General features: G+C 39.2%; 20 protein-coding genes and 3 tRNA genes. 7 read left to right on the top strand and 16 right to left on the bottom strand.

Translation table 11 applies throughout. The features are described 5' to 3' along the window. A partial coding sequence (locus HMPREF1320_RS10795) for a helix-turn-helix domain-containing protein (RefSeq protein ID WP_009417551.1) occupies nt 1–206 on the bottom strand: 206 nt, incomplete at its 3' end. Between the two features lie 862 nt (nt 207–1,068). Here HMPREF1320_RS10795 and HMPREF1320_RS10790 point away from each other — a divergent pair. The 4 genes from HMPREF1320_RS10790 to HMPREF1320_RS10775 all read left to right on the top strand — a co-directional run bounded on the left by HMPREF1320_RS10790 (nt 1,069) and on the right by HMPREF1320_RS10775 (nt 5,658). Then, nucleotides 1,069–2,112 (top strand): VWA domain-containing protein, encoded by a 1,044-nt coding sequence (locus HMPREF1320_RS10790; protein ID WP_009411730.1) that lies wholly within the window; start codon nt 1,069–1,071, stop codon nt 2,110–2,112. A 93-nt stretch (nt 2,113–2,205) separates the two neighbouring features. Then, nucleotides 2,206–3,096, top strand: coding sequence for a tetratricopeptide repeat protein (locus tag HMPREF1320_RS10785; protein ID WP_009751647.1), 891 nt, complete (start codon nt 2,206–2,208; stop codon nt 3,094–3,096). A gap of 47 nt (nt 3,097–3,143) precedes the next feature. Further along, nucleotides 3,144–4,898, top strand: a complete 1,755-nt coding sequence (locus HMPREF1320_RS10780) for a BatD family protein (RefSeq protein WP_009751630.1) — start codon at nt 3,144–3,146, stop codon at nt 4,896–4,898. Between the two features lie 4 nt (nt 4,899–4,902). After that, on the top strand, nt 4,903–5,658 hold the full coding sequence (locus HMPREF1320_RS10775; RefSeq protein WP_009751609.1) for a tetratricopeptide repeat protein: 756 nt from the start codon (nt 4,903–4,905) through the stop codon (nt 5,656–5,658). A gap of 66 nt (nt 5,659–5,724) precedes the next feature. Here HMPREF1320_RS10775 and HMPREF1320_RS10770 read toward each other — a convergent pair. From HMPREF1320_RS10770 to HMPREF1320_RS10760, 3 genes are all read right to left on the bottom strand, one after another. Beyond that, nucleotides 5,725–5,808: transfer RNA gene (locus tag HMPREF1320_RS10770), tRNA-Leu, on the bottom strand. Between the two features lie 11 nt (nt 5,809–5,819). Further along, a tRNA-Lys gene (locus HMPREF1320_RS10765) sits at nt 5,820–5,892 on the bottom strand. A 35-nt stretch (nt 5,893–5,927) separates the two neighbouring features. Next, nucleotides 5,928–6,000, bottom strand: a tRNA-Lys gene (locus HMPREF1320_RS10760). Nucleotides 6,001–6,139: 139 nt separating this feature from the next. On the opposite strand from HMPREF1320_RS10760, the gene HMPREF1320_RS10755 reads away from it, so the two are divergent. Then, a complete protein-coding gene (locus tag HMPREF1320_RS10755) occupies nt 6,140–6,652 on the top strand; it encodes a shikimate kinase (protein WP_009418646.1) in 513 nt (170 codons plus the stop codon). A gap of 27 nt (nt 6,653–6,679) precedes the next feature. Here the strand turns inward: HMPREF1320_RS10755 and HMPREF1320_RS11425 are convergent, their stop codons facing one another. The 7 genes from HMPREF1320_RS11425 to HMPREF1320_RS10725 all read right to left on the bottom strand — a co-directional run bounded on the left by HMPREF1320_RS11425 (nt 6,680) and on the right by HMPREF1320_RS10725 (nt 13,055). Beyond that, a complete protein-coding gene (locus tag HMPREF1320_RS11425) occupies nt 6,680–7,327 on the bottom strand; it encodes an RluA family pseudouridine synthase (RefSeq protein WP_083835401.1) in 648 nt (215 codons plus the stop codon). Further along, the gene (locus HMPREF1320_RS10750) at nt 7,239–8,090 is read right to left on the bottom strand and encodes a YoaK family protein (protein ID WP_009751651.1); all 852 of its coding nucleotides are present in this window, start codon (nt 8,088–8,090) and stop codon (nt 7,239–7,241) included. The genes HMPREF1320_RS11425 and HMPREF1320_RS10750 overlap by 89 nt, the downstream gene beginning before the upstream one ends. Then, a complete protein-coding gene (gene panB / locus HMPREF1320_RS10745; protein ID WP_009411723.1) occupies nt 8,090–8,908 on the bottom strand; it encodes a 3-methyl-2-oxobutanoate hydroxymethyltransferase in 819 nt (272 codons plus the stop codon). Before panB ends, HMPREF1320_RS10750 begins: the two co-directional genes overlap by 1 nt. Before the next feature lie 254 nt (nt 8,909–9,162). Further along, the gene (gene folK / locus HMPREF1320_RS10740) at nt 9,163–10,290 is read right to left on the bottom strand and encodes a 2-amino-4-hydroxy-6-hydroxymethyldihydropteridine diphosphokinase (RefSeq protein WP_009418634.1); all 1,128 of its coding nucleotides are present in this window, start codon (nt 10,288–10,290) and stop codon (nt 9,163–9,165) included. 82 nt (nt 10,291–10,372) lie between these two features. Then, nucleotides 10,373–11,326 carry a phosphoribosylaminoimidazolesuccinocarboxamide synthase gene (locus HMPREF1320_RS10735; RefSeq protein ID WP_009751649.1) on the bottom strand — a complete coding sequence of 318 codons (954 nt, stop codon included), beginning with the start codon at nt 11,324–11,326 and terminating at the stop codon, nt 10,373–10,375. A 560-nt stretch (nt 11,327–11,886) separates the two neighbouring features. Further along, nucleotides 11,887–12,549 (bottom strand): TrmH family RNA methyltransferase, encoded by a 663-nt coding sequence (locus HMPREF1320_RS10730; RefSeq protein ID WP_009751627.1) that lies wholly within the window; start codon nt 12,547–12,549, stop codon nt 11,887–11,889. Further along, nucleotides 12,546–13,055, bottom strand: a complete 510-nt coding sequence (locus HMPREF1320_RS10725; RefSeq protein ID WP_009418642.1) for a GNAT family N-acetyltransferase — start codon at nt 13,053–13,055, stop codon at nt 12,546–12,548. Before HMPREF1320_RS10725 ends, HMPREF1320_RS10730 begins: the two co-directional genes overlap by 4 nt. Nucleotides 13,056–13,154: 99 nt before the next feature. Between HMPREF1320_RS10725 and HMPREF1320_RS10720 the strand changes: the two genes are divergently transcribed. Beyond that, a complete protein-coding gene (locus HMPREF1320_RS10720; protein WP_009411718.1) occupies nt 13,155–13,892 on the top strand; it encodes an ABC transporter ATP-binding protein in 738 nt (245 codons plus the stop codon). A 48-nt stretch (nt 13,893–13,940) separates the two neighbouring features. On the opposite strand, the gene HMPREF1320_RS10715 is transcribed toward HMPREF1320_RS10720, so the two are convergent. From HMPREF1320_RS10715 to HMPREF1320_RS10695, 5 genes are all read right to left on the bottom strand, one after another. After that, nucleotides 13,941–15,263, bottom strand: a complete 1,323-nt coding sequence (locus HMPREF1320_RS10715; RefSeq protein ID WP_009418654.1) for a leucine-rich repeat domain-containing protein — start codon at nt 15,261–15,263, stop codon at nt 13,941–13,943. A gap of 99 nt (nt 15,264–15,362) precedes the next feature. Then, nucleotides 15,363–17,162 (bottom strand): AMP-dependent synthetase/ligase, encoded by a 1,800-nt coding sequence (locus HMPREF1320_RS10710; RefSeq protein ID WP_009751653.1) that lies wholly within the window; start codon nt 17,160–17,162, stop codon nt 15,363–15,365. Between the two features lie 146 nt (nt 17,163–17,308). Beyond that, complete coding sequence (locus tag HMPREF1320_RS10705) at nt 17,309–17,986, bottom strand: PAS domain-containing protein (protein WP_009418630.1); 678 nt, start codon at nt 17,984–17,986, stop codon at nt 17,309–17,311. A 45-nt stretch (nt 17,987–18,031) separates the two neighbouring features. Beyond that, nucleotides 18,032–18,718, bottom strand: a complete 687-nt coding sequence (locus HMPREF1320_RS10700; protein WP_009418637.1) for a PAS domain-containing protein — start codon at nt 18,716–18,718, stop codon at nt 18,032–18,034. Nucleotides 18,719–18,939: 221 nt separating this feature from the next. Beyond that, nucleotides 18,940–21,411, bottom strand: coding sequence for a DUF2339 domain-containing protein (locus HMPREF1320_RS10695; protein WP_009751655.1), 2,472 nt, complete (start codon nt 21,409–21,411; stop codon nt 18,940–18,942). A 662-nt stretch (nt 21,412–22,073) separates the two neighbouring features. On the opposite strand from HMPREF1320_RS10695, the gene HMPREF1320_RS10685 reads away from it, so the two are divergent. Further along, nucleotides 22,074–22,937 carry an NDP-sugar synthase gene (locus HMPREF1320_RS10685; protein ID WP_009418658.1) on the top strand — a complete coding sequence of 288 codons (864 nt, stop codon included), beginning with the start codon at nt 22,074–22,076 and terminating at the stop codon, nt 22,935–22,937. The last annotated feature ends 17 nt before the right edge of the window (nt 22,938–22,954 follow it).

Here is a 22,954-nt window from a genome sequence, read left to right as displayed (position 1 = left end):
AAACGTTCTTTACGCTCTTCTGAGATTTCTTGAGCTACTTTTGGACTGTATTTTCCTGTCTTTGTTTTGTTTCTTGACAGCTCTCGACTGACGGTAGAGGGATTACACTCTGCATAAAGAGCAATATCTTTTTGTTTGATTCCGCTTGCTTTTAAAGCAGAAATTACCGACCTTTGCACCAAATTTAAATGCTTATATTCTTTCATTGTCATTTACAAAGAAAAGCATTTATTTTGAAAGAGAAAAGACTTTTATAGTTTTTTCTCTTTTTTTATTTTTCAGAGGGTTGCCCCTTAGAGGCAAAACCCTCTGAAAAATAAAAGTTTTACTAAAAATTACTACTTAAAATTGCAATTATTAGTGGAACTTACAACCTTAAAATATAATTCACTGATTATTAAACGCTCCAACAGCCTTTGTATAACAATCACCTAAGATTCATCAAAGTCTCAATTGTCGCTTTTGCATCGTATCTCCCCCTTTGAGGATAGCCAGCGAGAAGTTTCCGTCATACTCCCCCCTAGTGCCTATGGCCTAAGGCCTAGCACCTCTTCCTCTTTCTTTCGCCTCGAAACCCCGTTTTTAACATTTTTAGCGTTGTTATATTACGGTATAAATCAATTACTTATATACCCTCTCTATACCAATCGTCCAAGATTCGTATAAGCTTCCTATAAGCTCTCTATAAGCTACCCCCACTCTCCTCATAGCCTTTTTTCACCAAAATCCCTCTCGACCCACTTCCGAACCATTCCGTTTCCTTCCGAAAACTCCGATGTGTCATTTTTTTGCGACACACACTTTGCCAAAGTTTGAAATTTTGGCAAAGTTGATTTTCCAAAAAGTTACTTTACAAGGCGTAGCCTTGATTTTGTTTAAATTTTGTTTAATTTCTGAGGCACAGCCTCATTCCTCTAACTCAAACTCGCACCTCATTTTCTAATTTTATAAATTATTTTGTATCTTTGCATCGTTTTGGCGCAGTATTTGATTAACAGCTATGAATTAAAAGTTAATAATAAAAGCCTTCGTGACTTTTAACTCTTAACTCTTATCTTTTAACTAATTATGATTCATATCGACGAAAAAATATATCTTTGGCTCATAGCGGTACTCATCCCGCTATTCATCATCTTTGCCCTTTCAATGCTTCGCAAACGTCGGTTGCAAAGACAATTTGCCTCCTCCCCTGCCCTTAGGCGTTTAGCTCCTGACCGTTCGCGATTCAAACTCTGGGTGAAATGGAGTGTCTTGGCAGTAGTGCTTGTGCTACTGAGCATCGCCCTTGCTAACCCGAAGATAGGTACAAAAATTGAAACCGTAAAACGCGAAGGGGTAGATATCGTCTTTGCTATTGATGTCTCTAAAAGTATGCTTGCCGAAGACGTAGCCCCCAATCGTTTGGAAAAGGCAAAACGCATCGCTTTCGAAACCATTAGTCAGCTAAAAGGCGACCGTGTAGGTATCGTAGCTTATGCAGCTAGCGCTTATCCTCAGCTCGCTCTCACTACCGACCATTCTGCCGCTAAGATGTTTCTACAAGGTATGAACACCGATATGCTTTCCTCTCAGGGAACTGCCATTCAGGAAGCAATACGTATGGCAAGCAACTATTTCGATGAGAATACTCCCACTGCGCGCTTGCTCTTTATCCTCACCGATGGCGAAGACCACGAAATGGGTGCTACCGAAATCGCTACCGAAGCACAAGAAAAAGGAGTACATATCTACACCATAGGTATCGGCACCGAAAAAGGCGCTCCTATCCCTATTAAAGACGGAGGCGAACAAACGTATAAGCGCGACCGCAATGGCGAGGTGGTGATTACCAAACTCAACCGTGAGCTCTTGCAACAGATAGCCATCAATGCAGGAGGTGAATACCTCGACGGCGATAATACCCAAAAAGTAGTAAGCCAAATTAACAAGATATTAGACGGTACTGAAAAAAGTCAGTTCGATACCCAAAAGTTCGTAGATTTCAAAGACCAATTTCAGTGGTTTTTAGGCGGAGCTTTGCTCTTGCTCATCTTAGACCTCGCTATCTTTGAACGCAAAACCCAATGGGTAAAGAAATTGAATCTATTCAACGAAAAAGAAAAAGACAAATAATAAATAAGAATAAAAAATCCGTATATGATGACCATCGCTAGTTCCCCCTTTGGAGGGGGCTAGGGGGAGGTTTTCAAAGAGATATTTTCTACTATGAAAAACGTTCTATACATAACATTATCCTTACTATCCCTCTCTGCTTTTGCACAATCCAAAGCCGAAAAAGAGGATCAAAAAGCAATTGCTAACTCTAAAAAATATACGTACGAGGGCAACACCGCTCTCAAAGGCGATAAACCCGTACAAGCCGAAGTAGAATATCGCAAAGCAATAGCCGAAGATAAAAACAACGCTACTGCACAGTATAATCTCGGTACGATGTACTATCAACAAAAGAGTTATGACGAGGCTTTCTCCCGACTTAAAAACGCCTCAACCTCCGATAAGATAACTGAAGAAGAAAAACACAAGGCTTTCCACAATTTAGGCAATGCCTTTATGAAGAACAAAGAGTACGAAAAGGCGGTGCTCTCTTATAAAGAAGCCTTGCGTCATAATCCTAAAGATGAAGAAACCCGTTACAATTTGGCAGTAGCCAAAGAAATGCTTAAACAAAACCCACCTCCACCTCAAAACAACAAAAACAATAAAGATAAAAACAATCAACAAAACCAAAACAATCAACAGAACCAGCAAAATCAGAATAATCAAAATAATCAACAGAACCAAAATAACCAGAATAAAAACCAAGATAACAAGAATAATCAGGACAACAAAGACAATAAAGATAATAAAAAAGATCAAGGCGATAAACAGGATAAAAACAAAGATAAGGGCGACGACCAAAAAGACCCTAACCAAAACAACCAGCAGAATAAAAACCAAAGCGGACAAGGACAAGGTGAACAACGTCCCTCTTCTCTTTCGCCACAACAAATGGAGCGTATCTTGGAGGCAATGAACAACGAAGAGCGCAAAACCCAAGAGAAAATTAACGCCCAAAAAGTAAAAGGTCAACGCGCTAAAACTGAAAAAGATTGGTAGTAGTAGGGACGAATGGCTATTCGCCCTTTTAATAAGTAAAAGCTAAAATGAAATACAAGATAATATTCTTTATAACTTTCTTAATCCAAAGTCTCTATGCACAACAAGTAGAGTTCAAAGCCGAAGTGAGTAAAAATCAATTAGGGGCTAACGAACGCTTGCGTATAGAGTTCTCTATGAATAAAGACGGCGATAACTTTACTCCGCCTAACTTTCACGGTTTTACCATAGTAATGGGACCTTCGCAATCGGTTTCAAGATCGTGGATTAATGGAGTAAGTAGTTTCTCCAAAACTTATATTTACATTCTCCAACCTACTGCCAAAGGTAAGTTTACCATAGGACAAGCAAGTATAGAAATTGACGGTAGAACATATAAAACAAACCCCATAGCCATCACTGTTACCGAGGCAGTAAAAACTCCCTCAATAGACAGAAATACTAACGATATCGCACGTGAAAACCTATTCCTTCTTGCCGAAGTTTCAAAGCCCAACCCATACCTTAACGAAGCTGTAAGTGTGGTATATCGACTTTATGTAGGAGGAGAAATATCTCTTAGTAACCTGCGTTTGTTAGATGTACCAAAATACCCTAACTTTTGGAGTCAAGATATACGTCTGCAAAATTATGAGGTAGAAAATTGCTCTTATCAAGGTCGTTCCTACCGTTGTATTGTAGTAAAAAGAATAGTGCTTTACCCTCAAAAAACAGGTGCTATCACTCTCGAACCTCTGTCTGTAGAAGCTATTATCAATGCCCCTACAGGACAACGAGACTTCTTTGGACGCCCTTTCTATGAAGAAATATCACGCAAAGTAAGCTCTGGTAGTCGCGTTTTAAACATAAAACCCTTACCTGAGGAAGGAAAACCTGAAAACTTCTCAGGAGCAGTCGGTAACTTCTCTTTTTCCGTAAATGCTACTAAACAAACACTCAAAGCTAATGAAAGTACTCAACTAAAAATAGAAGTATCAGGTAATGGCAATTTTAAACTGTTTGATTTACCTAAGCCTACTTTCCCATCATCGTTAGAAGTGTATGCTCCCGAACAAAAAGAAGACATCAACACTTCTCTTAACGGAATGAAAGGACGCTTAGAGCAAACCTATACTATCGTTCCTGAATACAAAGGGAAATATCCTATTTCAGGACTCTCTTTCTCGTATTTCAACCCTAATACTCAGAAATATGAAACTGTAAAAACCGAAGATATTTGGATAGATGTAACCGAAGGTCCTACAGCCGAAAACCAGCCTAATGACACGGCTAATAGTAATAACATTCCTCTAAAACCAGAAGGTCTTCAAACCAATGCCGACCTTCAGCCAATGCACCAACCTGTATTCTTTGGTTCTACTGCTTACTATTTATGGCTGTTCTTGCCTTTGCTTCTTATCCCTATTGTACTTATCTGGTGGCATATCAAAATGCAAAGAGCCGGAGATATCGAAGGCAATAAAGTAAGAGTAGCCAATAGATTAGCGAAGAAATATCTAGGAGAGGCTAAACGTAAATTAGGTGATAAAGGTACCTTCTACGAAGCGTTAGAACGCGCCTTGCACAATTACTTAAAAGCTAAATTAAAAATTGAAACAGCTGAAATGAGCAAAGATAAAATCACTGAACTATTGCTCAGCCGAAAAGCTACTGAAGCTACCGTAGCTCAGTTTATGGCATTACTCGCTAATTGCGAAATGGCACGGTACTCTCAGCATCACACCGATGCTTCTATGGAAAAAGATTTTAGCGAGGCAGTACAAGTAATCTCTGCCCTCGACAAACAAGTGAAAAACAAGTAATAATATGAAAAACAACATCATCATATCACTCTTGCTGTTGCTCTCTTTCTCTGTTTTCTCTCAAACTAACGAAAATCCTTTCGAGAAAGCAACCCAATATTACGACCAAGGAGAGTACCAAAATGCAATTGACCAATACAAATCAATTTTGAAGTCTGGTAAAGAATCATCTGCTTTGTACTATAATTTAGCAAATACTTATTACAAACTGAATCACGTGCCTGAAAGTATCTATTATTATGAGAAAGCACTCCAACTAAACCCCAAAAACCAACAGGCTAAAAACGGACTCCTATTGGCAAACCAAATGAAGGTAGATGCTATTACACCCCTACCTAAAACTTGGTTACGCCAGCTCTCCGATGCTATTACAGGTTTGTTTAGCTTGCAAACGTGGGCAGTGCTTTCCATAATAGGAGCAATGGTATTTGTATTGAGTTTCTTTTGTTACTACTTTTTAGAACAAACTGCCCTCAAACGGCTCTTTTTCACCTTGATGTTCATATCAGTAGCAGTAGCGGTAGGTACTTATTTCATCGCTGATTTTCATAAAAGGCAAGTAGACGGTGAAAAGTACGCTATCTTATTTGATAAAACGGTACGGGTATTTTCTGAAGCCAATTCTTATAGCAATGAAGTAGTACAGCTTCACGAAGGTACTAAAGTAGAAATTATAGAAAAGAATAATGATTGGATAAAAATTCGTTTAGCTAATGGAAAAATAGGGTGGACTAAAGAAAGTGCTTTAAAAATACTATAATTAAAAAAATATAAATATAGACAATAAAAAAGACTACTTTATCAATAAAGTAGTCTTATCTTTTTGTGCCTACGACTGGATTCGAACCAGCACGCCCTAACGAGCACCACCCCCTCAAGATGGCGAGTCTACCAATTTCTCCACGTAGGCTTACGCATTTGTGACCTGGCTGGGGCTCGAACCCAGGACCCCAACATTAAAAGTGTTGTGCTCTACCAACTGAGCTACCAAGTCCCTTAAAAATAAAAAAACAAATTGTATAACCCTTGTGACCTGGCTGGGGCTCGAACCCTGGACCCCAACATTAAGAGTGTCGTGCTCTACCAGCTGAGCTACCGAGTCATTATAACAATTCGGTGTCTTTATTGTTTTGCGGGTGCAAAGATATAACAAATTTCTTATGTAACAAGAAAAAAAGTATTATTTTTGCAGTTTATTTTTAGCATTACATTTCAAACATCTATTATACAATACCTTATATATGAAAATAATTTTACTTGGCTATATGGGAAGTGGTAAGACTACTCTTGGAGAAGCTATAGCTCACCTTAAAAACATTCCTTTTATTGATCTTGATTCTTATATTGCTGAAGGTGAAAAGCTATCAGTACAAGAGATTTTTAGTAGTAAAGGAGAGATTTATTTTCGGAAAAAAGAAACTCTTTATTTAAATGAATTATTACAAAAAGAAGAAGACTTTATATTATCCTTAGGAGGAGGAACACCGTGCTTTGGCAATAATATGGCTTTAATAAAACAAGCTACTTCTTTATCTATTTATCTAAAATACCAACCTAAAACCTTAGCCCAACGCCTTATTAAAGAAAAACCGCATCGCCCTCTACTCTCTGAAATTAATGATGCTGATTTAGAGGATTTCATTCGCAAACATCTGTTTGAACGCAACCCTTTTTATATGCAAGCTAACTATATTATCCCTATGGATAATCTTACTGAAGAAGAAAGTATAAATGAAATTGTAAAAATTTTATGACTCTAAGCTATACGAATTAGCAATTAACTACAAGAAAGAGAAAGGGGCTTCTGCAATAATCTTAATAGGCTCTTTCTTTACAGGGTGCACAAACTGTAAGCTATAAGCGTGAAGACAGATACCTCCATCGGGATTGGAACGTTTAGCGCCGTACTTCAGGTCTCCTTTGATGTGCAATCCAATAGTAGCTAATTGCGCTCTTATCTGGTGGTGACGCCCCGTGATGAGGTCAATTTCTAATAGGTAATAACGTTCATAAGATTTCAATAACTTATAGTGCAATACAGCTTTCTTGCTTTGCTGTATTTCTTTATTATATGCTACTGACTTGTTTTGCTTTTCATTACGCACCAACCAATGGGTAAGTGTATCTTCCTCGACAGGAGGTTTTGCATCTACCAACGCCCAATAGGTTTTCTGTACTTCCTGTTTGTTAGCAAACATCGTATTGAGGCGTGCGAGAGCTTTAGAGGTTTTGGCAAAGAGCACCACTCCCGTAGTAGGGCGATCTAAGCGATGTACTACCCCAAGGAATACCTCCCCAGGTTTGTTATATTTTTTTTTAAGGTATTGTCTGACAATATCGCTAAGCGGAGTGTCCCCCGTCTTGTCTCCCTGCACGATGTCGCCTACTCGCTTGTTTACGGCGATAACGTGATTGTCTTCGTAAAGCACGTCTACGTTTTCGGCGTTTGTGATAAGTTTCATAATGTCGTTTATTAGTGAAATAGAAAAAGCGCATTCCGTCGTAGAAAAGACCTAAGAGAAGAATGGCTACCGAAATGAGCAGAGTATATATTGAAAAACCTTGTGCAATATAAAAATACCCCGCACTAAATCCCCCTAGAAAGAAGAACGCAATGATAAAAAGTCTGAGACGAATGGTGTTTCTCAAATGCGTGTGTTGCTGCTCGTAGTGATTGCGTTTCAGGTAGAGCCTTTGAGCGATTTCGATACCTAAATCGGTGAAAAGACCTGTAAGGTGGGTAGTACGCACTACCGAGTTAGAGATTTTAGTCACAAAAGCATTCTGCAAGCCCATTGCAAAGAGCAAGATACAAGCGGTAACATCGGCGGGAATGTCATTGGAAGAAAAAGCGTGTAACCCTACTACCGATAGCAAAGCCAAACACTCCAAGAGTGTAGGCTTGAGATACTTGTTCTGGGTACGATGATAATTAGCATCCTCAATCAGTAAACCCGAAGTGAAAGAACCTATGAGGAAAGCAAAGATGTAAAGAAAGTAAATGAGCCCTTTCCAAAACTCAGCTACCGACACGTCATAGATAAAATATGCAAAATGTCCCGTAACATTGGTGGTAAGTTTACCCACAAACAAAAAGCCAGTAACGTTCACCATTCCTGCGACGAATGAGAGCACTACGGCTATTTGTAGATTGTGTTTGGCGGTACGTTTTTTACCTTGATGACGGAACATTAATACTGTTCTTTTTCGTTAGGAAAATCGACGCTTTTTACGTCTTCGATGTAATGCGATACGGCATTAGTAATCACTTCTTGCAAATTAGCATATTTGCGCAAGAAACGAGGTTGGAATTCATTGCTCATACCCAGCATATCCTGCATCACCAATACTTGTCCATCTACTGCACTACCAGCCCCAATCCCTATAATGGGAATATGCACACTCTTGGCTACTTCTTCAGCCAATGTAGCAGGTATTTTCTCTAATACAATAGCAAAACAACCCAATTGTTCTAATAACTTAGCATCTTCTTTGAGTTTTTGGGCTTCGGCTTCTTCTTTAGCACGCAAAGCGAATGAACCAAACTGGTGAATAGATTGAGGAGTGAGCCCCAAGTGCCCCATTACCGGAATACCCGCATTTACAATACGCTTGATGCTCTCGGCTTCCTCCTTACCTCCCTCCAATTTAATTGCGTGAGCCCCACTTTCTTTCATTATTCTAATAGCTGAGCGCAATGCCTTTTTAGGGTCGGATTGGTAAGTACCAAAAGGCAAATCTACCACTATAAGGGCACGATTCACCCCACGTACTACTGATGAGGCGTGATAAATCATTTGGTCTAAGGTGATAGGGAGGGTAGTTTCGTGACCTGCCATTACATTACTGGCAGAGTCGCCTACCAATAGCACATCGATACCGGCACTATCTAATAGCTTAGCAAATGTATAATCGTAGGCGGTAAGCATCGAAATCTTTTCGCCATTGGCTTTCATCTCTACTACCGATTTGGTAGTTACTCGTTTGTATTCTTTTCTAACTGCTGACATTTTGTTGTAGTTTAAAAATCGGGGGCAAAGATACGAATAATTGACAAATTAGCTAATTTGTGAATTAGCTAATTAGGAGAAATAGTATTTTGTCTACTCTTTTATAAACTATCCAATTGGTATAAACCATATTGTGTTTCTTCATTTGGATACTTATAATGCATAGAAAACCGTATTTTTAGAGTAGATTTATCAAAATAAAAGTTATTCAACTTTGCCAAAATTTAAAACTTTGGCAAAGTACATACTGAAAATTAATTCTCGCGTATCTTTTCTATAATATACTCGTAATGAGTGTAGTGTTTTACAAAATCGAGGTCGGTTACATCAATGATAAGAGAATTCATAGCGGTATTCTTCTGTATGAAATCTAAATAGCCATAGTGTATCTTTTTCAGATAATCGGGAGAAATGTTTTGTTCGTACTCCCTGCCGCGTTTCTTGATATTTTCAATAAGACGGTCGGTATTTTGATAGAGGAATACATACAAATCGGGTTTGATGATTTGGCTATAAAGAATATAAAAAAGCTTACGGTACAACACAAATTCATCATCGGTAAGAGTAACCTTAGAAAAGATAAGTGATTTGAAGATATCATAATCGGAGACGACGAACTCCTTGAACAAGTCCATTTGTGCCAACTGTTCACACATTTGCTGGTAGCGTTCGGTAAGGAACGACATCTCCAACGTAAAACCGTATTGTTTGGGGTTCTCGTAGAATTTAGGCAGGAAAGGATTATCAGAAAACTGTTCTAAGATGAGCTTTGCATTAAAGTCTTCGGCTATTTTAGTTGCCAAAGTGGTCTTTCCAGAACCTATATTCCCCTCAATAGCAATATACTTATAATTCAAGAAAGGTGATTTTTGTGCAGGAAACGACAGTTGGTCGGTAAGACGTTGCACGGGTGAAGTATCATCGGTAGTGCGGAGGAGTTCGGCAACCGTTTTTTTGAGTACAGGGTGTACTTTGAGGTCGTCGATATTTGCCAAAGGTTTCAGCACAAACTTACGGCGATGCAAGAGAGGATGAGGCACGGTGAGCACTTCGGTATTAATAACTTTATCGTCGTAGAAAAGAATATCGAGGTCGATAGTGCGCGATTGGTAGCCTTTGGATTGAGGCATACGCTCTCGCCCGAGTTCTTGTTCTATTTGCAAGAGCTGTACTAATACTTCCTCAGGTGATAGAAAGGTACGACATAGCAAGCAGGTGTTCAGGAAAGCTTCCCCCGAAAAACCCCACGAGGGTGTTTCGTAAACAGGGGCTATATCGACAATAGTACCTACCCGCATCGCAATGCCTTCAATGGCTTGTTGCAGGTAGGCTTTACGATTTCCTAAGTTACTTCCTAATGATATGTAGACATCGTGGTTCAATTAACAATTGACAATTAACAATTAACGAGCGCTATTCAACTTTGGCAAAGTATAGGGCGCAAAAGCGACCTTTTTTCATTGATTATTGATTCTGCAAAAATCGCATTATGTTGTCGTAGATGCGGTTCTCTATATCGGAAGTATCGGCGGGGAGGAATTTCTCGCCCATAATGTTCTCGTAGAGCTCTATATAACGCTCAGAAACGGATTGTACATACTCATCAGTCATCGTAGGTACTTTTTGCCCTTTTTCACCTTGAAAGCCCTTCGAAATGAGCCACTGGCGTACGAACTCCTTGGAAAGCTGTATTTGAGGCTCACCGTTTTCTTGTCGTTCGTCATAGCCTTCTTTATAGAAATAACGAGAGGAATCGGGGGTGTGAATTTCGTCGATGAGCACTATTTCGCCATCGCGAGTTTTACCAAATTCGTATTTAGTATCTACCAAGATGAGTCCGTGTTTAGAGGCGATTTCAGTACCGCGAGCAAAGAGTGCGTAGGTGTATTTTTCCATCAATCGATAGTCTTCCTCACTTACAATTCCTTTGCGAATGAGGTCTTCACGGGAAATATCTTCGTCGTGCAAGCCTTGTTCGGCTTTGGTAGCCGGAGTAATAATGGGGTGTTGTGGGAACATATCGAACTCTCGCAAGCCTTCTGGCAAGGGGACGCCCGATAGTTTGCGCACGCCATTTTTGTAGAGACGAGCCGAGTGTCCTGCAAGATAACCGCGAATGACCATTTCCACTTTTAGCGGTTCGCATACTTGACCAATAGAAACATTAGGGTCAGGAGAAGCAATAAGCCAATTAGGTACAATATCTTCGGTTTGTTGCAAGAAACTTACAGCCATTTGATTTAATATCTGACCTTTGTAAGGAATACCTTTGGGTAGAATGGTATCGAAAGCCGAAATACGGTCGGTAGCAATCATAATGAGGGTATCATCTTTAAGTTGATACACATCACGCACTTTCCCTCTGTAAACGGATTTTTGTTTAGGGAATTTAAAGTTTGTTTTTGTTATAGTATTCATTTCTGTAAATGGTTAAAAATCTCTTCTCGGTGCAAAGGTAAAAAATAATTACGAATTACGGATTACGAATTATGAAAAAAATGAGTGAAGAAATTGTAATACCTTAAATACCAGAAATGCCAAATAAAGATTAGAAAATTAGCAAATTTAAAAATTAGAAAATGGGAAGCGTAGTTAATGATTAATGGTTAATGGTGAAATTGGGGGAGGATTATACAAAGCTTATGGGATAATCGAACGATGAGTGGCTCTACAGTGGCTCTACAGTGGCTCTACAGTGGGTCTACAGTGGGTCTACAACGAACAAAAGACGAAGGAATGACGAACAGAAAACGAACCTACGATGAAGGTAAGGCGAATCTAAGATAGAGATAGAAAGAAGGTTATTAGTGGAGTTCAACTTTGGCAATGTTTGAAACTTTGGCAAAGTTCATACAAAAGACGGTGCAAGCCGCACGGGCAGTCGTAGCAGGGCAGGCAAGTAGGAAAAGAATGAACAAAGAAATGATGAAGATTTCTTGTAGTTAATGCGAAGATAGGAGGAAGTTTATTGAAGGTTTTTATTTTTGAGCGGTGAGTTCTTCGTAGCGTTTTAGCACATCTTTTACGTTGCGAATGGATTTCTTTGTCCAATTGATAAGAGTGCTGAGGCGTTCTTCGTCGGTGAGTTGCCAAGCTACTTGGCTACGGCGGAGTTTATCAGTAAGCTGTTGCAGGACAATGGCTACCGCTACCGAGATATTTAAACTTTCGGTAAAACCTACCATTGGAATTTTTAAATATGTGTCAGCTTGTGAGAGTACTTGCTCAGAGAGCCCTTCTTTTTCTGTACCAAAGAAGAAAACACTCTTTTTACTAATATCGAAGTCGTTGAGGAAATAAGCGTCCTTGTGTGGGGTTGTTGCCACAATTTGGTAACCTTGGGCACGGAGGGCCTCAATACAACTTTGGGTGTCGTTATAGCGGAAGACGTCTACCCATTTTTGAGCACCCATTGCTATTTTGGCATCGAGGCGTTTGCCAAATCGTCCTTCTATGCTGTGTGCTTGTTGTACGCCAAAGACTTCGCAAGTGCGCACTACGGCACTGGTGTTATGCATTTGGAATACATCTTCCATCGCTACCGTAAAGTGATTGGTACGCGCGCTTATCACCTGTAAAAAACGTTCCTTGCGTTCTTCGGTAATAAAATGTTCTAAATAGGTGAGTAATTCTTGATTCATAATTTTTTCTCAAAGGCTTTGCGGGGAGTACCTCTGAAAGTAACTTCACCGCAGTACTTATAGCCTAATTTTTCGAATAGGTGTAACATCGGGGCATTATCGAAATTAGTATCGGCTCGCAAAGAAGGAATGCCTTTATTGTGAGCTATTTCTTCTATCTTTTGAAGAAGAAACTTTGCTAAGCCACGCCCCAAATGGTCAGGCGAAATTGCTACGCGATGAAATACCATAAAGTCGGCATTGGTAAGCCATTTGCCCTTGATAGCCTCATAAGCAGGTTCGCTGTTGATGAGGAGAGCAACATAGCCTAATATTTCGTCGCCTTCTGTGAGTACATAGCCATATTGATGGGTGATATCGTTAGCTATCACCTGTTCATTAGGGTAGCCGTCTTGCCACTGGTTACTGCCATCGGCTTTGCGACGCTCAATAGCAGCAGATAGGATTGCCCAAATAGCAGGAGTATCCTGAGGCATTGCTATTCTAAGCGTTACATTTTCGTTCACTGTGTTACTTGTTACCTATTAAAACCCTGCAAATGTACAAAAAACTTTGCTAATTGCAATATTTTGACTATCTTGCCCCGCTTTTCAGCTTTTGAGAATATGAGTACACCCCCCAATGCCATTGAGGTAACCCACCTCAGCAAACAATATAAAGAAGCCACTAGCCTTGCTTTAAACGATGTGTCGTTTAAGGTGAGAAGAGGAGAAATTTATGGTATTTTAGGACCTAATGGAGCGGGAAAAACTACCTTGATGTCTATTCTTTTTGGGAGTATCAAACCTACGATGGGGAGTTTTTCTATTGTAGGACTTACTTATAAAGATACAAGCCTTAGGTATAAAATAGGGGTGGTTCCGCAAGAATACGCTTTGTATCCTACGCTTACCGCTCGCGAAAACTTGCATTATTTCGGTAGCCTGTATGGACTCAAAGGCAAACAACTAAAAGCACTCACCGACGAAGCCCTTGAACGAGTAGCCTTAGCCTCAGTTGCCAATAAGAAGATTGCTCATTTTTCGGGAGGAATGAAACGCCGTATCAACTTGGTGGCGGGTATATTGCACAGCCCTGAGGTGCTTTTCTTAGATGAACCTACGGTGGGGGTAGATGTGCAATCCAAAAATATTATTATCGATTATTTAAAGGAATTGAACAGAGGAGGAATGTCGATACTTTACACCTCCCATCATTTACAAGAGGCACAGGATTTTTGTGACCGTGTTGGTATTTTAAACGAAGGACAATTGCTAAAAGAAGACACGCCTCAAAACCTTATTACCGAAGTGCAAGCTTTTAATTTGGAAGAAGCGTTTATTCAGGTAACAGGTAAAAGATAAAAGGTAATAAAAAAAGCTACCGAATTGGTAGCTTTTTTTGTTTATATCTTATTTGATAAAATCTTTGTATTGAGGGTTTAATATTTTATATTCCTCTACTTTCCCGGAAGGGACATAAATGTTGCGCAATAGTGTTTGATTAAATGCCATAGTGCCTATACTAAAAGCATTAGGGTTACGTATGATTACGGTATGCAAATTATCACACTTTGCAAAGGCATTATTTACTATATTGTTTACTGTTTCAGGAAGTATAACACTTGTAAGTCTATTACAACCTGTGAAAGCTCTTGCTTCAATAGTAGTAACGCTCGAAGGAATATCTACATTTTGTAGATGAGTACAATTAGCAAAGGTTTGCGTTTTTATTTTTGTAATCTCTCTTCTTATATTCTCATTCGATACTTCTACACTTGTCAATTTAGTACATAGATAGAAAGCCTTAGCCCCTATATCTTTTACTTTATCCCCAATGACGAAAGTTCTCAACTGGTATGTGAGTTTATTTATTTCTGCGTTAAAAGCATTGTCAGCTATGATTTCTACATCTTTTAGCTTAGGGTCAGTATTCATATCGATAAAAAGTGTTTTCTCATTTTTCCATTTTAGCAATATTTTTCCGTCAGTGCTAAGTTCATAGTCTGTGTCACTCATTTGTTGAGCGGTAAGAGAAATACCGGTAGAAGGCCAACCTGTATTGGTTTTAGGTCCATAGAATATTTTAGCTTCAGTATCGATATAGTAATCACCTTCTATTCCTTGACTCACAGGTTTGCCTTGTCCTGAATATATTTTAGAGCCATCTTTACCGGGAAGTCCTTGTGCTCCTGTAGCACCCGTAGCACCTGTTTCTCCTTTGTCTCCTTGAGCTTTTATATAAGTATCTTGATTCCCTATAAACCAATTACCATTCTCTCCTATATGAGGCGTAAGACCATTTTGACCGTTTTGACCGTTTTGACCATTAGTACCATCAGTACCTTTTTCTCCTTGGGCTTTAATATGAGTATTTGTTTCACCTATATACCAAAAGCCATTTTTTATTTGAGGTACAGGAGCATCTTTTCCGTTTTGACCGTTGGTACCATTAGCACCATCGGCTCCCGCATCACCTTTTAAGCCTTTTAAAGAAATAGGAGTCCCCCAGCCTTGTGCTGTTTTAGCTCCATAAAGATTGGCTGTAGATAGGTCGAGATAATAATCGCCTATCGTTCCTTGAGAAGCATCAGGCACGCCTATTCCTGAGAGGATTAAGTTGCCACGTTCACCGCGTTCTCCTTTAATTTCTACACGTTCTGTGTCGGTTTTGGTACATTGTACAGACACAAGAGCAAGGCAACTTAATATTGCCATAAATAAGAATCTTTTCATACAAATTACTCTTCGATTAGCAGATAATATTAAAAATCGGGTGCAAAGGTACAAAATAAGAAAATACAACAATGCTTTTACGGATAGTCTCTAATATCTTTATCTGTACATCGCCTCTATTTCACGACTATAATTGGCATAAATCACTTTTCTTCTGAGTTTAAGCGAAGGAGTAATCTCATTACGCTCAATAGTGAAAGCCGAAGGCAGAAGCGTAAACTTCTTAATCTGCTCGTAGTCGGGTAGGTCTTTCTGAAATTTTTGTAGTTGCTTACCTATGTACTCAATCACTTGGCTATGCTTTATCATATCTGCCGTGTTTTTGTACTTAAGGTTGAGATCTTTTAGTGCTTGTGAGAGCATCTCGTAGTTAGGTACAATAAGGGCAGAAACAAACTTCTTACCATCAGCAATCACGGCTATTTGTTCTATAAGGTTATACTTCCCTACCTTGCCTTCAATCATCTGTGGAGCAATGTATTTGCCGTTAGAGGTCTTCATCAGTTCTTTAATGCGCTCGGTGATAAAGAGATTGTTATTCCCGTCCAAATTACCCGCATCTCCCGTGCGTAAATAACCATCAGGAGTAAAAGCTTTGGCGGTTTCTTCTGGGTTCTTGTAGTAACCCTTCATCACCATTCCTCCTTTTACCAATATCTCGTTCTCCTCTCCTATCCGCACTTGTACATTAGGCATCACATTCCCTACCGATTGTGGGTTGATACGATCGTCGCCCCAACAAGATATAGTAGCAGTCGTTTCGGTCATCCCATAACCTAATTTTAGGTTAATACCTATCGACTGAAAGAAACGTCCGATACTAGGTTCGAGGTTAGCCCCTCCACAAGGCATAAACTTAATGCGTCCACCAAGAGCCTCTTTCAGTTTCTTATAAACCATTTTATCAAAAAGGTTATAAGCTTTCTGTAAGACAAACGACGGTTTCTTACCTTGTTCGCGTAATGCCAATACTCGTTTACCAGTAGCTATTGCCAAGCGGAAGAGCTTACGCTTTACAAATGACGATGCGTCAGCTCGGTCGTGTACGGTGGCAAATATCTTTTCGTAGAAGCGCGGTACAGCACACATCAAGGTAGGGCGTACCTCAGCAAGGGCTTCGCGCACTAAGTTAGTATCATCTAAGTAATAAACAGTAACTGCTTTGTAAAGGCAGAAGTACGTCCACGCGCGTTCAAATACGTGCGATAGTGGCAAGAAAGCCAATGACGTATCAGTGTTATCTACGGTAGATAAGCGCTCGGTATGTCCTACCATCTGGAAAGCTAAATTCTCATAAGTGAGCATTACTCCCTTGGGCTCACCCGTAGTACCCGAAGTGTAGATAATCGTAAAAAGGTCGTCTAAATTGCGTTCTACAATGCGCTTGTCTAACTCTGTATCATACTGCGGACTATTACCGAGTGCCAAAAAGTCATTCCAGTGAATGGAATACTGTTTTTCAGTAAGAGGCACTTCGTTATCACATACCACAATCATTTGCAAGGTGGGGCACTGAGAGGCTACTTCAAGAGCTTTGTGGTATTGCTTTTCATCGCCCACAAACAGCACTTTCACCTCAGCGTGATTCATCACGTAGAGGGCTTGTTCAGCAGTATTTGTAGTATATATGGGTACCGGAATGGCACGTATTTGCAAGCAAGCAAGGTCAACAAGCGACCATTGTGGGGTGTTCTGTGCAAGAATTCCTACAGTTTCTTGGGGTTGGATACCCAATGAAAGCAGAGATTTAGATAAAAGGGTTGTGGTACTGCCTAAGGTCTCCCACGTAATACCTTTCCAATGAGAAGAAGCGTCTCTTCCCATCAAAGCGTCTTTCTGTGGGTATTGCTGTACATTATTGCGAAACAGCGATACAAAGTGATAGGCTGTTAAGTCCATTTCGTTATTGAATTAATTAGTCGGGGCAAAAGTATAAAATAATTTTCAATTCACAATCCACGCTCAATAAATAACAAATCCTATGCCACAAAAAAGAGGAATAGAGTCCACCTCTATTCCTCTCTTATCTCTGTCTAATGTTTTTATTAGTTAAACAAACGCTCGAAGAAGTTCTTGCGCTTTTCATTCTTCGAGTCATCCATTTGGTAAATATCGTCAGATACTGTCACGTTGTTATTATCAACACCCGATACAGTTTCAGCTGTAAATTTAGTTTGACCCTCTGACATAATACTAATCACAAAGTCAACATAGTCCTTCCCTTGCTTAGCCAAATAGTTTTTAAAGAAACGACTGCTCAATTCTACCCCCCCTATTCTTTCCATTTTCAAAAGTGAATCATAGAAAGGTGCCAAATAGTCTTTAATCGCTGCTTCAGGCACCGATCTTCTTCTGCCAATGTAATGTGTAATATTACCCGATGCATCACGACGCATTTCAAAATCAGTAACCACCCAGTAGTATTCTCCTGTTTTAGCTAAGTTCTTAATCACACCCACAAAGTTATTTCCCGCCTTTAAGTTATCCCAAAGAAGCTTAAAAATAAGTTTTGGCATATCGGGGTGGCGTATCAAGTTATGAGGTTGTCCTATGAGTTCTTCAGCAGTGTAGTGTGATACCTCACAAAACACATCATTCACTTTGGTAATAGTACCAATCGCATCTGTTTCACTGATGAGTACTTTGGTCTTATCCCACTGTACTTCACGGTCAATAGGAGTGGGTCTTGCAATTGTAGGTACAGCACTTTTAAATTCTGACATATTATTTTAAATTTTTTAGTTAATCACATAAGTTGCTCTAGATAGTTATTGCACAAACAATCTACCAAAGAAACTCTTGCGTTTCTCGTTTTGAGCCTCATTCATAGTTACAATATCATCTGAAATCACTTGTGTTGTATCTACTGATGATACTTGATTTTCTTCGAAAGACACATTTTCTCTATTTTCATTCATTATATCTATAATGAAATCAATATAATCCTTGCCTTGTTTAGCTAAGTAGTTCTTGAAAAAACGGGTGCTAAGCTCCATTCCACCTATCTTCTCAAGCTTCAAAAGCGTATCATAAAACGGAGCTACATAGTTGTCTATTACTCCTTTGGGCACCGATCTACGACGTGCAATGTAGTGTGTGATATTTCCTTCAGCATCTCTACGCATTTCAAAATCGGTGATTACCCAATAATACTCCCCTGATTTTGCTAAGTTCTTAATTACCCCAATAAAGTTATTCCCCAATTTAAGGTTATCCCAAAGCAGTTTAAAAATCAGTTTAGGCATATCAGGGTGGCGAATGATACTATGTGGTTGCCCTACCATTTCCGCAGCACTATAGCCACAAACATTGCAAAACACATCGTTTACATTGGTAATACGACCATAAATATCAGTTTCACTAATCACTACCAACGATTTATTCCAGTTCACCTCCTTGTCAATAGGAGTAGGACGTTGTACAGTAAGCTTAATGTCTCTATAATCTCTAATCATTACAAAATTAAATTTTGGTTATTATGGCACAAAAGTAATGCTTTTATTTTAATTATATGTATTTTTTTATCAAAAAATTTTCCTTACAACAATCTTCGTCTTTTATTAGTTTGATTTACAGCTTACTATAATAAAACTAACTCCTCTAATCTCTCTCTTCTTATTTGGAAAAATAATACACATTTAGCATTTTTTCTCTCTCTTTTTAATCTTCTATCCTCTTATTTTTGCTCCCCCTCTATCTCTTTGGTATATTTGTTATAGAGGAACGATGCTACCAGTAGCAATACCCCAAGCAGTACAAACACTATGGTCTTATGAAGAGTGTCGAGGTGGGTAGTATCGTAAAAGAATAACTTCAACAGCGTAAAACCTACCAGTATAATACCCGATATTCGCTGGTATTTCTTCCTTTTAAAAATACCCAATACTACCAATAAAATAGCATAACCTCCCCATAAAATTGTAAGACCTAATTTATAATTAGCTACCGATTCATATATATCTGTCCAGTGCAGTAATTCACTGCTAGCAACCCACAAAATAACCAGATGCAACAACATTTCCAATACACGCCTTGCTCCTGTTTTAAATTCCAAAAACTTACTGAGGGCATAAATGCTATTGCCTAATACCACCAGCGAGAGCAACCCCACATATCTAATATTTAAAAACCAAAGTGATAACTGTCCTCCTTCCTGCGCTTCTTCCATATAACGTTCACGCAACTCACTGAAATAGTAAAGCCCCAAGGTCATAAATATAGTCAGTAACAAAAAGTTTAAGCCTATTTGTAGTTCTGCCAACAATTTCTTTTTCAGGTACTTCACATTCAGAAAACTATAAGCCGAGATAAACAACACACTGTATATAATATGCCATACCCCTTTAAAAGTGTTCAAGTCTTGATATGCCACATAATGGCTGTAAATTTCAGGGTCTTGATGTAAAGCCCTCATATCGCAAAACACGCTTATCTCTCTGTAAAAAGTGCAATACAAAATAAGTACTGAAAAAATATTGAACAAAAAGCTCAACACTTTATTAAGCGTCCCTGCCTCTTTGTATTTATCATTGATATAAGCCATTGCTCCTACCGCCACACTATAAAGTAACCCTGTAATAAAGAGCGAGTTAGCAAAAGGTGTGATATAAGCACTCGCGTCTTCCATATCAAAGATACTATAAGAGCCTTTCCCCCAATCTATCAGCAAACTGAAAGTAGCCAAAATCACTACTGCGTATGAAATTCGCTCGTACACAGGCATTTTTTTAGTACGTCCAAACCCAAAGAGTAACGCAGCTTCGGCTATCCAGAAGATAGTTATCCACGTTCCTTTAAACTGTATCGGGATTACCAAAGTAGCAAATGAGAGTGCCAACACCAAAACTAAGTATTTCAAAGCCTGAGAAGGCGTCTTTTTGAGGTGAAAATAATAACCCACCAAAAAGTGAAATACAGCGTTAAGCAATGTAAACATCGCCACAAAAGTCCGATTATTAGGATAATAATCCGCTACAAGCCAAACACCCATTGCGTAGAACGACAAGCTACTAAACAAGAACAAAAGCACATCTACCGCTTCCAATTCCTGTACCCTGTGTATTTTCTGAGCTATAAAAGCAACATAGAAAGTGAGGAACGTTACCAAATTAAATACAAAGTAAGGTACAAAATCGTCGTACTGATAAGCCGATGCCCACGTCGAGAACAACAATAGCCAAGTGAGGAACAACGCCGAAATGTACAGTGAACGCCATTGCTTATAAAACGAAAGTATCAGCACACCTATATTAATAATTGCTGTATACGCAAATAGGATTTCTACCTGACCCGAGTTATTACTCAAAAGAAAAGGTACCGCATAACCTCCCACAAGCCCTATAATAGCTATCACCACTTGGTTATAGCTCAACGAAGCAAGTACCGTAAAGGCTGTAAAGAGGAACATCAGCACAAAGGCAAGAGATTGCGGGAAATAACCAAAAACAGCATATGCAATAAAGGTGACGAAGTAAAAAATCGTCATTGCTCCACTCACCAAGATAGCACTAAAACTCTCATATTTTTTCTTGAGCATAGCTCCCGTTACAAAAAGCCCTATACCCATTAAGTAACCTAAAACCAAGCGCATTGCAGGGCTGATAAGGTTATGCTGAATAGAGTATTTCACCCCTATAAACACCCCAATAATAATAATCACTATCCCTATCTTGCTAAACAAATTTTCACCGATAAATCGCTCCCAGTTAGTAGATTGCTTCGGCTCAAACGGATTTCTCACCTTCTTTTTAGGCGCAAACGGATTCGTTTTTGTAGTAAAAGTAATCGGAGGGGTCTCTTGTTTCGGTTGTGAAGTTTCTTGCACCGCTTCAGCAACCGTCGCAACAGGCGTTTGCTTCTCTACAAGAGCTGCCGTCATCTCCTCAGTCACAGTATTTATTACGGTTTGTTCCTGAACAGGAGCTACCGTTTCCACAGGGGGAGTCTCTGTTACTGCCTCACGTGTACCCTCAGGCACTGCCGTTTCTGCGGGTACCGTCGAAGTTAATACCGAAGTAGCGCGCATTTGGGCTTTCAGTTCCCAAAGCGTTTGCTTTATCTGCTTCATCTCTTTAATGAAGTCGTACTGCCTGTCCACAGCACCATCTACCTGAGCCATTAAGGCTTCTAAATCTTTTTCTGATACCATAACTTATAAGTAAAAGCGAAAGCTAATAAGCAATGAAAGCACAAAGGTAACAAAAAAAACTAATTTACCAATACTATTCGTATAACCCTCCCCTGCCCCAAACGCCCTTTACCCTAAATTACGAAAGTACACCCCTACGCCTTAGCTTTCGTTTTAATATATCTTTAACACCTCCTAAATGCCTGTTTCTCAACGTTTAATACAGTCGTTGTATACCAATCGTCCAAGATTCGTATAAGCTTCCTATAAGCTTTCTATAAGCTAAGTACACTAAACCATACCTTCAATATCTTTCTAAACCTTTCTAAAATCCTTCCAAAAACTTTCGTTCCTCCTCAAATTTTCAATCCTTTCACTTCCCCGCCCGAGACTTTCAAAGTCCCCCCCGAGATTCTCCGAAAAACTCCGGTGTGTCGCTTTTGCGCTACACACTTAGCCAAAGTTTGAACTTTGGCTAAGTTAATTGGCATTACTGACATTATCGGTATTATCGGCATTATCAAAACTCTTATAAAAGAACAAGTAACGGAAAGCATTTTTAAATTCTTCGTAAAAATTTCGTTATATTTTTTTCCAGATTACAAAATTATCCCTATCTTTGCCGATGCAAAATAAGTACATTCACTTATCAAGACTTTTATTTATTAAGAAATTAACTTTATATGACAACATTAGTAATTTTAGCGGCAGGTTTAGGAAGTCGCTTTGGTTCAGACAAGCAGTTAGAAAATATTCACAATGGCAACGCTTTGTTTGATTACGGTATTTACGACGCTCTACAAGCTGGTTTCGACAATGTAGTACTCATCATCCGTCGTGAAATCGACGATTTAGCACGCCAACACTTAGAAAATCGATTCAATAATGTGCCCATTACTTATGTATATCAAGACGATTTTAACCCAAAAGGCATCGAACGTAAAAAACCTTGGGGTACAGGGCACGCTATGCTTTGTGTAAAAGAGTTTGTAAAAAACCCATTCCTCATCATCAATGCCGATGATTATTATGGCAAAGAAGGCTTTCGTTTAATGTACGAAGCGCTCAATGCTGGTAAAGAAAAAACTTTCTTCTCAGGAGGATATCTACTGAAAAATACCCTTAGTGAAAACGGAACTGTTTCACGCGGTATCTGCGAAGTAGACGCCAATCATCACCTACTCTCTATCAACGAAGCTACTAAATTACGCAAAAACAGCAATACTACTGCTATTGATGAGGCTACGGGCACCGAGTATCCCCTAAGCACCTACGTATCTATGAACTTCTGGGGGTTTACTCACGAAGTATTGGATATAGCCGACCGTTATTTCAAAGAATTTGTAGCCGAACATAAAAATGACCCTAAATCCGAATTTTATATCCCTATGGTAGTACAACACGCCATTAAGGATTACGGATATAAATTAGAAGTATTACCCAATCACGACAACTGGTTCGGTATGACCTATCACGAAGACCTCGCAATGGTACAAAACGAAATACAAAAACTCGTAGATAAAGGCGAGTACCCTGATAGGTTCTAATTCAAGTGAAGACTAAA

The organism is Capnocytophaga sp. oral taxon 335 str. F0486 (assembly GCF_000277665.1).
GTDB lineage: Bacteria > Bacteroidota > Bacteroidia > Flavobacteriales > Flavobacteriaceae > Capnocytophaga > Capnocytophaga ochracea.
The sequence above is the reverse complement of the archived record's forward strand: the minus strand, read 5'-3'. Positions and strand labels throughout refer to the sequence as shown.

What these genes read in the sequence shown, in the direction of transcription:
- HMPREF1320_RS10720 (WP_009411718.1), top strand. Translation starts at nt 13,155, where the DNA reads ATGAGTACACCCCCCAATGCCATTGAGGTAACCCACCTCAGCAAACAA.
- HMPREF1320_RS10715 (WP_009418654.1), bottom strand. Translation starts at nt 15,263, where the DNA reads ATGAAAAGATTCTTATTTATGGCAATATTAAGTTGCCTTGCTCTTGTG.
- HMPREF1320_RS10775 (WP_009751609.1), top strand. Translation starts at nt 4,903, where the DNA reads ATGAAAAACAACATCATCATATCACTCTTGCTGTTGCTCTCTTTCTCT.
- HMPREF1320_RS10790 (WP_009411730.1), top strand. Translation starts at nt 1,069, where the DNA reads ATGATTCATATCGACGAAAAAATATATCTTTGGCTCATAGCGGTACTC.
- HMPREF1320_RS10780 (WP_009751630.1), top strand. Translation starts at nt 3,144, where the DNA reads ATGAAATACAAGATAATATTCTTTATAACTTTCTTAATCCAAAGTCTC.
- HMPREF1320_RS10750 (WP_009751651.1), bottom strand. Translation starts at nt 8,090, where the DNA reads ATGTTCCGTCATCAAGGTAAAAAACGTACCGCCAAACACAATCTACAA.
- HMPREF1320_RS10695 (WP_009751655.1), bottom strand. Translation starts at nt 21,411, where the DNA reads ATGGTATCAGAAAAAGATTTAGAAGCCTTAATGGCTCAGGTAGATGGT.
- HMPREF1320_RS10700 (WP_009418637.1), bottom strand. Translation starts at nt 18,718, where the DNA reads ATGATTAGAGATTATAGAGACATTAAGCTTACTGTACAACGTCCTACT.
- HMPREF1320_RS10705 (WP_009418630.1), bottom strand. Translation starts at nt 17,986, where the DNA reads ATGTCAGAATTTAAAAGTGCTGTACCTACAATTGCAAGACCCACTCCT.
- HMPREF1320_RS10735 (WP_009751649.1), bottom strand. Translation starts at nt 11,326, where the DNA reads ATGAATACTATAACAAAAACAAACTTTAAATTCCCTAAACAAAAATCC.
- HMPREF1320_RS10685 (WP_009418658.1), top strand. Translation starts at nt 22,074, where the DNA reads ATGACAACATTAGTAATTTTAGCGGCAGGTTTAGGAAGTCGCTTTGGT.
- HMPREF1320_RS10710 (WP_009751653.1), bottom strand. Translation starts at nt 17,162, where the DNA reads ATGGACTTAACAGCCTATCACTTTGTATCGCTGTTTCGCAATAATGTA.
- HMPREF1320_RS10755 (WP_009418646.1), top strand. Translation starts at nt 6,140, where the DNA reads ATGAAAATAATTTTACTTGGCTATATGGGAAGTGGTAAGACTACTCTT.
- panB (WP_009411723.1), bottom strand. Translation starts at nt 8,908, where the DNA reads ATGTCAGCAGTTAGAAAAGAATACAAACGAGTAACTACCAAATCGGTA.
- HMPREF1320_RS10785 (WP_009751647.1), top strand. Translation starts at nt 2,206, where the DNA reads ATGAAAAACGTTCTATACATAACATTATCCTTACTATCCCTCTCTGCT.
- HMPREF1320_RS10730 (WP_009751627.1), bottom strand. Translation starts at nt 12,549, where the DNA reads ATGAATCAAGAATTACTCACCTATTTAGAACATTTTATTACCGAAGAA.